The sequence below is a fragment of the Sorangium sp. So ce1036 genome, assembly GCF_051369805.1.
Classification (GTDB): Bacteria; Myxococcota_A; Polyangia; order Polyangiales; family Polyangiaceae; genus Sorangium; species Sorangium cellulosum_F.
This window is the reverse complement of sequence record NZ_JBBMOX010000001.1, coordinates 3,128,052-3,142,445: the sequence shown is the minus strand read 5'-3', so window position 1 is coordinate 3,142,445 and position 14,394 is coordinate 3,128,052. Positions and strand designations below refer to the sequence as shown.

Annotated in this window: 11 protein-coding genes; 6 read left to right on the top strand and 5 right to left on the bottom strand. The window is 71.0% G+C overall.

Annotated features, from left to right (window positions below):
* Together WMF31_RS12125 and WMF31_RS12120 are read right to left on the bottom strand one after the other, a co-directional pair.
* A complete protein-coding gene (locus tag WMF31_RS12125; RefSeq protein WP_436602090.1) occupies window positions 1–837 on the bottom strand; it encodes a hypothetical protein in 837 nt (278 codons plus the stop codon).
* A 786-nt stretch (window positions 838–1,623) separates the two neighbouring features.
* A complete protein-coding gene (locus WMF31_RS12120) occupies window positions 1,624–2,517 on the bottom strand; it encodes a hypothetical protein (protein WP_436602089.1) in 894 nt (297 codons plus the stop codon).
* Between the two features lie 188 nt (window positions 2,518–2,705).
* On the opposite strand from WMF31_RS12120, the gene WMF31_RS12115 reads away from it, so the two are divergent.
* Window positions 2,706–4,100, top strand: a complete 1,395-nt coding sequence (locus WMF31_RS12115) for a serine/threonine-protein kinase (RefSeq protein ID WP_436602088.1) — start codon at window positions 2,706–2,708, stop codon at window positions 4,098–4,100.
* A 130-nt stretch (window positions 4,101–4,230) separates the two neighbouring features.
* Here the strand turns inward: WMF31_RS12115 and WMF31_RS12110 are convergent, their stop codons facing one another.
* Together WMF31_RS12110 and WMF31_RS12105 are read right to left on the bottom strand one after the other, a co-directional pair.
* Complete coding sequence (locus WMF31_RS12110) at window positions 4,231–8,061, bottom strand: protein kinase domain-containing protein (RefSeq protein WP_436602087.1); 3,831 nt, start codon at window positions 8,059–8,061, stop codon at window positions 4,231–4,233.
* Between the two features lie 185 nt (window positions 8,062–8,246).
* Window positions 8,247–9,170 (bottom strand): hypothetical protein, encoded by a 924-nt coding sequence (locus tag WMF31_RS12105; RefSeq protein WP_436602086.1) that lies wholly within the window; start codon window positions 9,168–9,170, stop codon window positions 8,247–8,249.
* Between the two features lie 361 nt (window positions 9,171–9,531).
* Between WMF31_RS12105 and WMF31_RS12100 the strand changes: the two genes are divergently transcribed.
* The 4 genes from WMF31_RS12100 (at window position 9,532) to WMF31_RS12085 (ending at window position 13,290) form a co-directional block, all read left to right on the top strand.
* Entirely contained in the window at window positions 9,532–9,852 is a 321-nt protein-coding gene (locus WMF31_RS12100) for a hypothetical protein (protein WP_436602085.1), read from the top strand.
* Window positions 9,824–10,696: a protein kinase domain-containing protein gene (locus tag WMF31_RS12095; protein ID WP_436606541.1), complete on the top strand. Its 873-nt coding sequence runs from the start codon at window positions 9,824–9,826 to the stop codon at window positions 10,694–10,696. Before WMF31_RS12100 ends, WMF31_RS12095 begins: the two co-directional genes overlap by 29 nt.
* A 579-nt stretch (window positions 10,697–11,275) precedes the next feature.
* Window positions 11,276–12,103, top strand: coding sequence for a TIGR02452 family protein (locus WMF31_RS12090; protein WP_436602084.1), 828 nt, complete (start codon window positions 11,276–11,278; stop codon window positions 12,101–12,103).
* A 152-nt stretch (window positions 12,104–12,255) separates the two neighbouring features.
* Window positions 12,256–13,290, top strand: coding sequence for an aspartate-semialdehyde dehydrogenase (locus WMF31_RS12085; RefSeq protein WP_436602083.1), 1,035 nt, complete (start codon window positions 12,256–12,258; stop codon window positions 13,288–13,290).
* Between the two features lie 152 nt (window positions 13,291–13,442).
* Here the strand turns inward: WMF31_RS12085 and WMF31_RS12080 are convergent, their stop codons facing one another.
* Window positions 13,443–14,102, bottom strand: coding sequence for a histidine phosphatase family protein (locus tag WMF31_RS12080; RefSeq protein ID WP_436602082.1), 660 nt, complete (start codon window positions 14,100–14,102; stop codon window positions 13,443–13,445).
* On the opposite strand from WMF31_RS12080, the gene WMF31_RS12075 reads away from it, so the two are divergent.
* Window positions 14,089–14,268, top strand: coding sequence for a hypothetical protein (locus WMF31_RS12075; RefSeq protein WP_436602081.1), 180 nt, complete (start codon window positions 14,089–14,091; stop codon window positions 14,266–14,268). The two genes, WMF31_RS12080 and WMF31_RS12075, sit on opposite strands and share 14 nt — an antisense overlap.
* The last annotated feature ends 126 nt before the right edge of the window (window positions 14,269–14,394 follow it).

The window sequence follows — 14,394 nt, the reverse complement described above, 5'->3', positions numbered from 1 at the left end:
CTAGGGCACGAACGTCGTGAGCACGTTATAGTTATTGTAGCTGCCGATGCCACAGCTTCTGAAGTGGTTGCTGGGGACGGCGTCGTTGGAGGGGTCCACCACGCACCAGTACTCGCACGGGCCCACGAGGGTGATCGCGCCGCACGGCCTCGCGATCGGGTCCCCGGTCGCAGGATCGGCCTCGATGTGCCCCACCGCACATTCACGTCCCATTTCCACCGCGCGGGTCCAGCCATCGGAGTAGCAGGCGCGCACCCATGGCGTCGACGTGAACAGGTTTCCCCAGAACGCCCCCTCCCTGAAACTGTACGTCGTGCGCTCCGCCTCTGTCGAGCCCGTCTTCAGGTGGGTGCCGCGTGCGGAGATCATGACCGAGGCGCCGTACCAGTTGGTCCGGGAGGCGAGGCACGCCGTGACCCATTCCCTCTGGTAGTCGTCGGCGAGCGGGTGGTGCACCCACCAGTCCGCGAACCCGAGGTCGCCGTGGTACACCTCCTGGTGAACGGTCCCGGCGCTGTCGGTCCAGGAGAACGAGAACGACTGGTCCGGCCTCAGCGCGCAGCTCACGATGTAGCGCAGGAGGTCTCTCGACAGGGCGCCTCGCGTCCCCGGATCCGTGATGGCCGACATCGCGTTCGGGCTGAGCGCGTTCGGGCTGAGCGCGTTCGGGCTGAGCGCGTTCGGGCTGAGCGCGTTCGGGCTGAGCGCGTTCGGGCTGAGCGCGTTCACGAGAAGGCCGTTGCCGTTGATGATCGCGCCCGTTGCCTCGTCGACGAGCTCCTCCGCGCTCACGCCGTCGCCTTCGGCCACGGCGCACGCTGCAAAATTCAAGGACATGGTGCAAATCGACAGGGTTCGCATCCATCCAGCAAGCATCATGGGGCCCCCTTTCCACGGTGGGTCCAGGCGTTCAGAGTCGAGGGACGGCAGCGATCATGTTATCATTTAAAGATGCATCTGTGAATGTCATTCATCGGATGCCCTGCATACCCGACGCACCGCAGGCGTCGACGCGTTGAAGGAAGACGAGAATTGATCGCGCTCGGACTTCGAGCGGTCCGACGTGCAGGCGGTGCTGGCGCTATCCACGCCGCGATGCACGCCGGTTCAGGAGAGCCCGCCGCCGTCGCGTGCTCACCGAGGCGGTGGCCCAGGCCGCGCTCGAGTAGAGCGGCGCGCGCTCGAAGTCGAAGGGTCGCGTCGATCGTCCCATCGCAGCAACGAAAAAATCGACCACTCATGTGAAACGAACCACCACTGCGCGCATGGAGTGGAGCGCCTCGCGGCATGCGATCCATGCGAAGCTCCGCGCCGACCACCTGCTGGCTTATGCCCAGGACACCATCGCTCCTGATTCCTGAACAAACCTCCGCTGGGCTGAACCGCTTCAGCGCTCCGTGGGGCCCGAGCACGCCGGCGAGCCGCTCGCACCGATCAGCGGACCGACGGTGGAAGATCTCGGTGATGTCCATGGGGGCGTCGCCCTCCGGCCGGCGCGAAGGCGCGGCGTGCGCGCGGGGCACGGCCCCTCGTCCGCCGCCGGAAGGGTGAAGGCGATGAGTCCCCGGAGGCGCGCGGCCTGCTCGTCGATCCTCGCTCGCGGGCCTCCGGGGCGCGCCCGCGTCAGGGCGCTGTGATGAAGGACGTGATCACCTGGTCTGTGCGTATCCAGGGCGAAGACGCGGGATCTTCAAGGCACCCGCGGTAGTACCCCGTCTCGACATCCGCCCAGGTGCATACCTCCTCGCAATCGCCGGCGAGCGTGATGGCACCACACGGCTCAACGGTCTCGGCCCCGGTGTCGGGGTCGACGCTGACGACATGCCCGGCCGCACAGTCACGCAGCACATCGCGCGCGCGGGCCGCGTTGGCCGGGGTGTGGCAGGCGCGCACGAACGGCGTCAGGCCGAACAGGTTGCCCCAGAACGCGCCCTCTCTCAGCGGGTAGACCGAGAGCTCCGCCGGCCCCGCGCCCAGCGCAGGCTCGCCGCTGAAGCGCAAGGAGACCATCACCGAGACGCCGTACCAGTTCGTCCGCGCCGCGAGACAGGCCGTGAGCAGCTTCTGATAGTACACGTCATTCGATATGCCACCATAGATCCACCACGGCACGATCCCGAGCTCGCCGCGGAAGGTCTCTGCGTGGACGACCCCGGTGCCGTCGGTCCACGAAAATGAGAACACCTGGTCGCGTGAGAGGGCGCAGCTCACGATGTAGCGCACGAGCTCCCTTGACAGGGTGCCGCTTGGTCCTGGATCCTGGATGGCTGCAAGCGCGTTCGGGCTGAGCGCGTTCGGGCTGAGCGCGTTCGGGCTGAGCGCGTTCGGGCTGAGCGCGTTCGGGCTGAGCGCGTTCGGGCTGAGCGCGTTGGCCAGGAAGCCATTTCCGGCGAGGACCGCGCTCTCGTCTCCTTGGATGAGCTCTTCCGACCCCTCCTCAACTTCGGCGCCGATGCAGGCAGCGGTGAGCAGAGGTACTGCGAGGAGCGCAACAGTCCGCGTGCAGCAAGGAATCATCAGGGGTCCCCCTTTCGACGCTGGGTCCCAGCGTTTCAGGTCGAGTAGCGGGAAAGTTTAAGTTACCATTCGGTAACGCTTCTGTATATGGATTTAACAATCCATCCTTCCAGTTCCTTCAGCTCGATACTCGAAGCACGCTGGCGGCGCACCCTTGACGCACACGACGCGCCGCATAAAGAGGCACGATGACAGAAGATGAGGAAGAGACCAGGCCGTTTTCGGACTTCGAGAGGTCGGCCTCGCGCGGTGAGCTTCCACCGGGCACCCCGGCCGGCGAGTACATCCTTGAAGGATTCATCGCGCGCGGCGGCTGCGGTGTGGTCTATGCGGCGAGGCACACCCGTTCAGGGAAGCCCGCCGCTGTCAAGGTGCTGAGCGAGGCGGTGGCCCACTCTCGCCGTGTGGTCGAGCGCTTCGCGCGCGAGATCGAGGTGCTGCGGTCGATATCCCACCCCAACATCGTGGAAATCTACGAGGTGGGAGCGCTGAACGACTACCAGCCCTTTTACGTCATGGAGCGCCTCGAAGGCCAGACGCTAGATGCCCTGATCCGCGCCGAGACGCGGCTCGCGCCCCGCGAGGTGCTGGACCTGATGGAGCCAGTGTGCGCGGCGCTCACAGCGGCACACACAGCCGGGATCATCCACCGGGATGTCAAGGCGAGCAACATCTTCATCTGCTCTGGCGTGCCGCGTACCGTGAAGCTCCTCGATTTCGGGATTGCCAAGATGATGGCCCCCGAGGAGGGCTCCACCTGGCTCACCACGGCCGGGCGTATGCCCGGGACGCCATCCATCATGGCGCCGGAGCAGATCCTGGGCGGCCCCATCGATGCACGGGTGGATGTCTATGCGCTCGGCGTACTCCTCCATCGCATGTTGGTGGGTCGATTACCGTTCCATACCCACGACATGGACGAGATGGTGCGGAAGCACCTGGAGGAGCCGCCGCTGCCGCCGAGCCTGCGGGTCCCGCTGCCCATCGAGCTCGACGCGGTGGTGTTGCGGTGCATGGAGAAGCGGCGGGAGCGGCGGTTCGGGTCGGTCGACGAGCTGATGCGCGCGCTCCGGGAGGCCATCGGCGGGCCCTCGTCGAGCGTGCGGAGCGGGCCCGATCCGACGCAGTCCGCCGTGGCGGTGTACCTCGAGGTCCGGATGCGCGGCGGCGGCGTCGACGATCTTGACGACGCGCTGGCCGCCGATATCGGCCAGGTGCTCGACATCGGCGAGTCGCAGCTCGCGCGCGCGGGGTTCATCCTAGCGTCGATCACGGGCAACGAGGTGCTCGGCGTGCGCCTGCTCCCGACGGACGCGGACGAGGAGCGGCGAGAGCGGCGCGCGGCGCTCGCGACCGCGGCGGCGGTGCACGAGGCGCTGGCCCGGCGCGCCGACGCGAACCCGCGCGTGCATGTCAACGTGTGCGTGCACGCGGACGAGGTGCAGGTGCGCCCCGCGCTTCAGATCGAGATCACGGGAGGCGCGCTGCTGTGCGCGGGCCTGTGGGCGCCGGGAGCCGAGGTGCAGGGGGTGTTCGCGACGCCGAGCGCGACCGCCGGGTTGCTCGCCGAGGAGCTCCCCTAGGTCCGCGTCGCCCGAGCTCGTCCCTGGTTCGTCGCGGAGGGGCCGGAGCGCAGGCGGGCGACACAAGGGACCCGCCGGAGCGCAGGCCCCGTGAGTGACGAACCAGGAACCAACTTGGGGGGACAGCGTACTACGCGCCTCGCTGCCGCTCGATCCGCTCGCGCATCACGTTGGGGATCCTCCCCGCGGCCTCGCTCGCCCTCGCGAGCGCCGCCTTCGCCTCCTCGTGGAGGCCGCGCCGCGAGCGCGCCCGCGCTCGCGCCTCGATGACCTCGATCTGCTCCTGCCCCACCGAGTGGCGAGCGGACCGCTCCTCGAGCTCGTCCCACGCCTCGTCGCTCGCGTCCCGCGTCGCCAGGTCGATCATCGACCACAGCACCTCTTCCGCCGGGGCCATCGCCGTGTCCTCGCGCCCCGCCGCGGCGGCCTTCGCCTGCTGCGCCTGGATCGCCTCGATGATCTCGCGCGCCCTGCTCTCCTCGCCGCGGTAGAGGAGCAGCCTCGCCAGGAGAAGATGCACCACCGGCCGCGCCTCCTCCCCGCGCTGCTCGCGCTCCAGCACCACGGTCCGCTCCACGTGGGGCATGGCCGCGTCCAGGTCGCCCATCAGGTAAAGGTACTCGCCCAGGTTGAACTCGCTCACGAGCTCCAGCATCCCGAGGCCCAGCTGGCGCGAGAGGGTGGGCAGGCGGCACAGGTCCGAGATCATCCCCGCGCTGTCCCCCTGGCACGCCCTGACCAGCGCCCGGCCGTTGATCGCTGGCCCGAGGTGCAGGAGATCGCCTCGCTCCTCGCACATGCGGATCGCCCGATCCAGCACCGCGCCTGCCTCGTCCAGCTTTCCCAGCCCCGGATAGATGAAGCCCAGGAGGAGCAGCGACACCACCAGCGTCTCGTAGCCCTCGTCGCCCAGCCCTTCTGCCTGCGCCGCCGCGCGCTCGAACTCCTGCGCCGACTCCTCCTCCCGGCTCTCGCGGTGGAGCGAGCGCGCCACCGCCATCGACAGGCGCGCCGCGAGCGCCGGAGGCAGATCGCCCGGAGCGAGCGCCCCCGCCTCCTCCACCCGCTGCTTCGATCGCCCGTAGTCGTCCATCCAGTCGAGCGCCGTGGCCTCGTCGAGCAGGATCTCGATCTGCTCGATCAGGTCGCCCTCCTCGACCGTCATCGCGCGCGCGCGATCGAGATCCCCGAGCGCGTCGTGGTAGCGGCCCAGCCGGTAACGCATGAGCCCCCGGCCCCGGTACGCCGCCCTCCGCCGCGCCCCGCGCTCCTCGACCGGCTGCGCGAGCGCGCGGCTGTAGAAGAGCTCCGCCTCCACGTAGGCGTGCCGCGCCCGCGCCCGCTCGGCGAGCTCCATGTACGCCTCCTCCGCGACCGTCGCGAGCCCCGCCTCGGCCGCGTGGTGCGCGATCTTGAACCGCCGCTGCTCCCGGCCCTCCTGGGCCGCCTCGCGGTGGTGCTCGTACGCCGCCAGGTGGATCCGCCGCCGCTCGGCCTCGGCGACGTCCTGCGCGACGGCCTCCCGCACAAGCCCGTGCCGGAAGCGCAGCCGGCCCCTCCGATCGCCGACCAGCACGCCCGCCTTCAGCAGCCGCTCGGTCCCGACGCGCGCGTCGAGCGGGAAGGCCGCGCCGTCGCCGCGGAGATCCAGCTGGCGCAGCACGCCCGCGATCTCGTCGAGCGACACCTCGGCGCCGAGCAGCGAGACGAGCCGCGCGTGCGCCCCGAGCGCCGGCCCGAGCGCCGCGATCTCCGCCTGCGCCAGCAGATCGAGCGCCGGCAGCGCAGGGAGACGCTCGAGCTCATCGGTCGCCAGGTACCACGCGTCTCCCCGCCGGTGCCGGCGCAGGATCCCCTCGCGCTTGAGCCCGTGCACGAGCTCCACGAGGAGCAACGGCACCCGCTGCGAGCGCTCGAGCAGGCGATCGATCGCCGGCTCCGGCACGTCCCGCGCGGGCAGGAGCAGCCGCCGGCACAGCGCCCGCGCGCTCTCGTCGTCCAGCGGATCGAGCCGCAACACCTCGCGCCGGGCGGCGCGCTCGCCCCAGGAAGGGTGCGCCTCGGCGAACGCCGGGCGCCCCATCGCGCAGATCCACAGCGGCGAGGCTTCGTCCGCGAGCGCCGCGTACTCGAGCGCCGCGAGCGTCGCGTCGTGCGCGAAGTGCGCGTCGTCGAGGACGACGATCACGGGCGACGCCGCCGCGCGCCGGCGCAGGGACTCGCCCGCCGCCCGCACGCGCGCCGAGCGCAGCGCGCCGGGCGCGGCCCGGAGCGCCTCGATCTCGGGGAAGATCTCTCCGCCCGTCTGCTCGTCCACCCATCCGAGCGCCATCGCGAGCCCCGAGCAGAGCTCCTCGCCGAGCGCGGGGCCGAGCCGCTCCGCGAGCGCCGCGCGGACGCCGCTCTTCGGGGGCTCCTCGGGCATGCCGAGCGCCTCGCGCACGAGCTCGTGCAGCGTCGCGTCCGAGGCGGCGCTCGTCGTCTCGTGCCCGCGGAGGTCGATGATGTGGGCGTGCGGCAGGCGCTCCCGCAGCTGCTTGCCGAGCTCGACGAAGAGGCAGCTCTTGCCGTGGCCGGGCCCGCCCGTCACGGAGACGGCCGTGGGCTGCTTCAGGCGGAGCGCCTCCTCGGCGCTCTGCAGGAGCCGATCGAGGATGTCGCGGCGGCCGACGAACGCGCCGGGGCGCGTCGCTTCCCGCGACTGGTCCTCGATGCCCGGCGGGAGCTCGTCGCCCGCCGCGACGCGCGACGGATCCGGGAGCGCGGCCGACGCCTCGGGCGTGAGGAACGGCCCGAGCGGCCCGGCGGCGGAGGGCCACCGCTCGGCGCGCGAGAAGAGTGGGCTCAGGAGCCGCCGCGCCCCGTCCGGGCGCGCCTGGATCGACACGGGCGCGAGATCGATGAGGACCCGCGCGCACGTCCCGCGTCGGAGCAGCTCGTCGGCCGCTCGCCGCGCGCGGTGCGCGGGGCTGGCCGCGCCCTCCTGGGGGAAGGCGCCCACGTAGCGCGCGCCGGAGGCGTGGGCGAGCTCGCCGCCGAGCGCCCGGAGCCTGCGCTGCACGGCGACGCGATCGGCCGCGCTCTCGAAGAACAGGAGCCCCATCACGCGGCGCTCGATGCCGGCCACGGGGCGCGGCGCCTCGCGCCCGCTCGTCGTGAGCTCGTCCCGGAGCGCGCGCTCCAGCGCCACGCGGAGCTCGGTCGCGCTCCCGAACCGCTCGCTCCGCTCCTTGGCCAGGCAGCGGTGCACCACCGCCTCGACCGCCCGCGGTACGGCCGCGCTGGCCGAGAGGCGCGGCGGCCTGCGGCTCCGGTGGTCCTCCAGCACCGCCGCGCGCGGCCCCCAGAACGGGGGCCGACCCGCGAAGAGCTCGTACAGGATGACGCCCATCGCGTAGATGTCGGCGCGCGCGTCGAGATCGGCCCCCCCGGCGGACTGCTCCGGCGCCATGTACTCGGCCGTCCCCACGGCGAGGTCCTCGTCCTGCCCGTCATAGCGCCGCCCCACCACGCGGGAGATGCCGAGGTCGATGAGGGTCGCCTTCGCCTCGTCGACGAGGAGGTTCTCGGGCTTGAGATCGCAGTGCACGTAGCCGCGCGCGTGCACGGCCTCGAGGGCCGCGAGCGTCGCGAGCCCGAGCCGGGCGGCCTCCTCGAGCTTCGGCGCCGGGCGCGCCGCGAGCCGGGTGGCGAGCGTGGGCGCGGCGATGTGCTCGAGCACCGCGTAGGGCGAGCCGTCGTCCAGCGCCCCCCACCCGTGCACGGCCGGCACGTGGGGGGCGCCGACGGACGCGAGCGCCTCGATCTCACCCCGGAGGCGATGGGCCGCGCCGCGGCGGTCGGCGCGCGCGAGCTTGATGGCCACGCGCGCCCCGCCGCCCTCGGGCTCGGCCTCGAAGACGACGCCGAAGCCGCCCTGCCCCAGCGTCCTGCGGGTCCAGTAGCCGGGGAAGCGAGGCAAGGCGACGGGGACGACCGCCGTGATGTCCGGGGGGATCGAGGACTGGCCGGCGGGAGGCCGAGCGGACGGCGCGCACTCGGGGCACGCACCCTGGTTCCGCCGCCCGCAGGCCGGACAGCGCCCCGCTTCCCGGGCCGCGCGTCCCGGCGCCTCGCCTCGCAGGGCTTCCGAGCGCATTCAGGCCCCTAGGGGGAGGGGGCGGGCGTCAAGAACGTGGTCATCACCTGGTCCCAGCGCTCCCAAGGCGAGGCCAAAGGATCCTTGAGACACCCCCTGTAGAAGCGGTTCGTGTAGTCCGACCCGTTGCACACTGTCTCACAGAAGCCCACAATCACCATGGGACCACACTGCTGAACGGTTGTCGCCCCGGTCACCGGGTCGACGCTGAGGTGACCGACCGCACAGTCGCGTTGCGCCTGGCGCGCGCGTTCGATGCTCCCTGGGTCTGATGAGTAGCAGGCCCGCAGAAAGGGTGCCTCCGCCGTGGAGAACACGTTGCCCCAGAACGCGCCCTCCCTCACCGGATAGGCCGTACGCTCCGCCTGGTCCGCGTTCATCTCGTTGTTGCGCAGGGAGATGCTCACCGAGACACCGTACCAGTTCATTCGCGCGGCGAGGCAGGCCGTGATCTGGCTCTGAACATAGGTGTTGTTGCTGTAGGCGGTGCCGAGGGGGGTGGTCGTCCACCAGGGCGCGTACCCGAGCTCACCGCGGTACACCTCCTGGCGGACGACCCCGTCGCTGTCGGTCCATGAGAACGAGAACGTCTGGTCGGGGCGCAGCGCACAGCTCACGGTATAGCGCAGGAGATCCCTCGACAGGGCGCCGTTCGCTCCCGGATTCTTGATGGCCGACAGCGCGTTCGGGCTCAGCGCGTTCGGGCTCAGCGCGTTCGGGCTCAGCGCGTTCGGGCTCAGCGCGTTCGGGCTCAGCGCGTTCGGGCTCAGCGCGTTCGGGAGGAAGCCGTTGTCGCTTTCGAGCGCGCTCTCGGCCTCGAGCAGCGCTTCCGACTCAGCATCGAGCTCGGCGCCGATGCAGGCGGTGGTAACCAGAGGTGCTACGAGGAGAGCAGCGAGACGCGTACAGCAAAGTTCCATGACGGTCTCCACCTTTCATCGCGGACTTGTGAAACGAGGTCGAGCTATGGGAAAGTTTAAGTTACCATTTGGAAACGCTCCTGTGTATGCCTTCGTATACTTCATAAAAACTATTATCTGATCAAAAAACTGTTGCTTGATTGGACCCACGCAGCTCGCGCAACGCACGCGCAGGAGGTGCGACGTCAACACACCATGCGAAGAGGCGACATGACCGACGACGAGGCCGAGACCAGGACCCTCTGGTATTCTGAAAGGCTGGCCGCGGGCGGCGAGCTCCCGCCGGGCCCCCTGGCCGGCGAGTACATCCTCAGAGGGGCTCACCGCTCGAGGCGGCTGCGGCGCGGTCTATCCGGCGCGGCACAGCCGCTCGGTGAGGGGTGCCGCGGTCAAGGTGCTGAACGAGGTGGTGGCCCACACCACCCGCGTGCTCGAGCGGTTCGCGCGCGAGATCGAGGTCCTGCGCAGGCTCTCCCACCCGAACATCGTCGAGATCTACGAGGTCGACAAGCTCGACGATCACCGGCCTTCGATGCGATGGAGCGCCTCGAGGGCCAGACGCTCGACGCCTTCATCGAGGCGCGAGACCCGGCTCGCGCTTCGCGATGCGCTCGGGCTGATGGAGCCTGTATGCGCCGCGCTAGGGAGCTGCGCATGCAGCGGGGATCATCCACCGGGATGTCAAGGCGAGTAACATCTTCATTTGCTCGGGCCAGCCGCGCACCGTAAAGCTGCTCGATTTCGGCATCGCAAAGAGGCTGGCCCCCGAGGAGAGCTCGACCTGGTTCACCACCGCCGGCTGTATGCCCGGGACACCATCGATCATGGCCCCGGAGCAGATCCTGGGCGGTCCCCTCCAGGCCCGCGCGTGGAGATCTATGCGCTTGGGGGACCTCTCCACCAAATGTTCGGAAGTCAGTGACCATTCCACACACGCGACACGAACGAGACGGTGCGGAGGCACCTGGAGGAGACGCGGCTTCCCCCCGAGCGTGCGAATCCCGCTGTCTCCCGAGCTCGACGCGGTGGTGGTGCGGTGCCTGGAGAGGCTGCGGGAGCGGTGCTACGGCGCTGTCGAGGACCTGATCGCACGCTCAGGAAGGCCATCGACCGGCCGTCGTCGGTGGCGCCGAGCGGCCCCTGTATTTCAGGTGCTCACCTCCGGGGCTTGCGTTCCGGCGAGCCCCTTCCGTGGCCCGTCTGTGCTCCAACCCCTCCGCGACGAGCCAGGGACGAGTTCGGGCGACAATGCAATCCTCCAGCGCGGGCTCGACCGCCACGGGCGCGCGGGGTCGAGCCCGAGCGCCTGGCCCGTCCCTCGCGTCGGAACGAGCGCGCCCCGGACGCGCGCCACGGCCGTCAGGCGGACGCCCCGAACCGCCGTGCGCTCCGCACAACGCGCCGTAGAGCGCCGCGGCGCCGCGAACCATGGGGGGTGTCGCCATCGACGATGTAGATCCTCATTTCCGGCTCCTGGTACGTGCGCGCGGAGAACGACATTCTCCTTCGCCCGCCATCGATTTGCCACCCCGCACTGACAGGGACGGAAGCGCGGCAGACAGACACGCTCCCTCCCGCCACCCGGGACGTCATCATGCCTCGTCGCCGCGGCTCAACACAGCACCATGCCCGGATCCCGCCGCTCCGCGGCGGCGCGACGGTCGGAGCACCCCCGAATTGAACGTCGAGACCCGGGCCCGTCTCTCTACGGAGACTCCTGCACGCAACGCGTGCCTCCTCGTCGGACTGAAAACGATGCTCATGAAACAAATCACACGAGAGGACACCGTGAGACATGGCCATGCGGTGGCGCTCACGGGTGTTATAGGTCGCGCATACGGTGTTGTTCGAGGGAGGGGTCCCATGATCGCGACAACCAGCCTCTGCGACTCGCTCGACGCATTCCTGGCCTCCTGCCCGGACATGTATCCGGCGGATGGCGGCCTCCGCGCGCCCCTCGCCGGGCGGCTCCGCGTGATCGCGCCGGCGCGGCGCCCGCGCCGCCCGGCTGCCAGCGCGCCCGGGCGGCGCGGCCCATCCTCGGAGGCCCCGCCGAGGCCGCCGGAGGCGGCGCATCGCGCTGGACGTTGCCCCGTGGCTCGCCGATCCTCGGGCGCATGAGGCTCACGGGCATCGCGGCGGACACCGTGCAGATCATCAATCGAGGCGAGTACGTCGCGCCGTCGGGCGCGACGGTACGCATCCACGACCGCGTGCGCGCGGCGGTGATGGGGTCCGTGCTCTACCGGCCCGGGTCGCTCGACGCATGGGAGCCGGGCGAGCGCCTCGATACGGCGGCCAGGCTCGAGGTCACGAACGAGACCACGGGGGCCGCGGGGCGGCGCCTCCTCGAGCAGGAGGGCGAGCCGCGCGTCCTGGCCCTCAACTTCGCGTCCGCCAAGAACCCGGGCGGCGGATTCCTGCGCGGGGCCAGGGCACAGGAGGAGGATCTCGCCCGCTGCTCCGCGCTGTACGCGTGCCTGGTCGAGCAGCGCGAGTACTACGCGCAGAACCGCGCCTCGGGGTCCCTCCTGTACACCGACCACCTCATCTACTCGCCGGACGTACCGTTCTTCCGGGACGAGCAGCACGCGCTGCTGGAGCGCCCCTTCGACCTGTCGATCATCACCGCGCCGGCGCCGAACGTCGGAGAGGTGATGAAGCGGGACGAGGCGGCGGCGCGGGACATCCGCGCGACCCTGGAGCGCCGCGCGGCCATGGTGCTCGCGGCGGCGGGCGCCCACGGGCACCGGTGCCTGCTCCTCGGCGCGTGGGGGTGCGGCGTCTTCCGCAACGATCCGCGCGAGGTCGCGGACGTCTTCGCCCAGTGGCTCGAGCACGCGCGCTTCCGCGGGGTGTTCTCGCGGGTGGTCTTCGCGGTGTACGACCCGGGGAGCGACCGGACGAACTACCGGGCGTTCCAGGAGCGGTTCGCGGGGGCGTAGGCGGCTCCGCCGGCGCGGGGGAAGGGGTACACGACCGCGGCCGTCACGGGCATTGCGCTCCGCGGCATCGGGGCCGCCGCGCGTCGCTCGCCCTCCGGCGGACGCGACGGGCCCCTCGTCGACCGGGCCTCACTCTGGTACAAAGCGTCCCCATGCGAATCTGCATCCTCGGCGCTACGGGCCTCGTCGGTCGCGAGACCATCACCCTCATCGCTCGGGCCTGGCCCGGCGCAACGCTCGCCCTGTTCGCGAGCCGGGACCAGGAGCTCGCGCTCGACGGCAAGTCGTACGAGGTGCTCGCCGCGTCGCGCCTCGAAGCGGCGGACGCTCCCCGCGGGGATCTCGCGTTCGTGGCGCTGGATGACGAGCACAGCAAGCGATACGTCCCGCGGCTTTTGGAGCTCGGATACCGCGTCATCGACAAGAGCAACACGTTCCGCGCCGACCCGAAGGTGCCGCTCGTCGTGGCCGGGGCGAACTCGGACATCGTCGACGACGCGGTCCGGCTCGTGGCCAATCCGAACTGCACGACCATCCCGCTCATGCTCGCGCTCTCGCCCCTGCGTCGAGAGCTCGGGCTGAGCGCGGTCACGGTGAGCACGTACCAGGCGGTCAGCGGCGCCGGCATCGCCACCCTCGACGCGTTCCTCGCGGAGTCGCGCGATGGCTACCAGAGCCTCGATCGCCTGGGGCTCCCGTTCAAGGCGACCGGCTACGCCGGCAACACCGTCCCGCACAACGGCGGCACCGACGAGAGCGGCTTCTCCTCGGAGGAGCGGAAGCTCATGTTCGAGAGCCGCAAGATCCTGGCGATGCCCGCGCTCGACGTCTCCGCGCAGTGCTGCCGGGTGGGCGTCGCGGTGGGTCACTACGAGAATGCGTGGATCACGTTCGAGCGCCAGGTCGATCTCGAGCGGGTGGCGAGCCTCCTGAGCAACCCGGCGGAAGCGCCCTTCGTGAAGTACCTCCCCGGCGCCGCCGGCGAGGGCCTGAGCGCGCTGCACTGCGTGCAGGACCGCGACCGCGCGCTCGTGGGGCGGCTCCGGCCCGATCCGCGGGACCGCGGCAGGAAGAGCGTCTGCCTCACGGTGGTCGCCGACAACCTCCGGCTCGGCGCGGCGACCAACGCGGTCCGCATCGCGACGCGCTGGTTCAAGAGCGCCGATCCGGATCTGCAGGCCCCCTGACGAGAGGCGCGAGCTCCGCGGTGCTCGCGTGGACCTCGTGCCTGGCGCCGACGCCGCGGGTCGGCCCGTCGCGTGAGGATCTCGGCGCGGCGCCGGTCGAGGGAGCCAGCCGCCCGCCCGTGTTTGCCCCAGCGCGCTGACGGCGTGTCGCCTCACGCCGGAGGCGCCGCGAGCGCTTCGGCCAGGGCGTCGCCGAGGTGGGCGGCGTCGTTCCAGACCACGAGGCGGTAGCGGCGTTCGCCGTCGCGCTCGACCAGACACACGCCGGTGTTCGCCGGCACCTGGAACGCCCGCAGCCCGCCGGCGCCGATCCGGAGCACCCGCCCGATAACGCTCTTGATGGCGGCGCCGTGAGACACGACGCCCACCGCCTCGCCCGCGTGACGCTCCGCGATACGGTCGAGCGCGCGCGTCATGCGGTCGCCGAGCTCCGCGTAGGTCTCGCCGCCGCCGCGCCGGATATCGTCACCGCGCCGCCATGCGGCCCATTCGTCGGGGTAGCGGGCCTGCACCTCGGCGCGGCTCAGCCCCTGCCAGCCGCCAAGGTGCACTTCCCGGAGCTCGGGGTCCGCGATGGCCTGAAGGCCCAGCGTGGATGCGAGGATCTCCGCCGTCTCCCTGGCGCGCTCGAGGTCGGAGCAGTAGACGCCGGCGAGCCGGATCCGGGCGCCCGCGAGCCGCGCCGCGAGCCGCGCGGCCTGGTCGCGCCCCCTCGCGTTGAGGCCGCGCCCTCCTTGCCCCTGGAAGACCTGAGCCCGGTTGTCCTCGGTCTCTCCGTGGCGGATGAGGATCAGCTTCGTGGTGGCGCGCATGATGGGCGCGCACTCTACCGGCAAAGCGCTCGACGCGCGACCGGCCGGCGCCGCGACGCGCAAGGACACCGAGCGCGAACACCTGACCTCCGAGGTGCGCGCGCCCCCCGTCCTCGCCCGGGAGCGGGAGCGTCGACAGGGCTCGACCGCCTCGACTTTGTCTTGAACCGTAATCGAACCGCTCGCGCGGCCCGGAGATGCAAGCCCAGAGCACTGAAACGACGCCCGTTCCCGATAGCCTCCGCGCCGTCATCCAGGACCTCTCCAGATCCATGCGAGTTCATCGATCCGC

Coding starts and splice junctions, on each gene's coding strand:
- WMF31_RS12125 (WP_436602090.1), bottom strand. CDS start 837: ATGTCCTTGAATTTTGCAGCGTGCGCCGTGGCCGAAGGCGACGGCGTG.
- WMF31_RS12120 (WP_436602089.1), bottom strand. CDS start 2,517: ATGATTCCTTGCTGCACGCGGACTGTTGCGCTCCTCGCAGTACCTCTG.
- WMF31_RS12115 (WP_436602088.1), top strand. CDS start 2,706: ATGACAGAAGATGAGGAAGAGACCAGGCCGTTTTCGGACTTCGAGAGG.
- WMF31_RS12090 (WP_436602084.1), top strand. CDS start 11,276: ATGAGGCTCACGGGCATCGCGGCGGACACCGTGCAGATCATCAATCGA.
- WMF31_RS12085 (WP_436602083.1), top strand. CDS start 12,256: ATGCGAATCTGCATCCTCGGCGCTACGGGCCTCGTCGGTCGCGAGACC.
- WMF31_RS12080 (WP_436602082.1), bottom strand. CDS start 14,102: ATGCGCGCCACCACGAAGCTGATCCTCATCCGCCACGGAGAGACCGAG.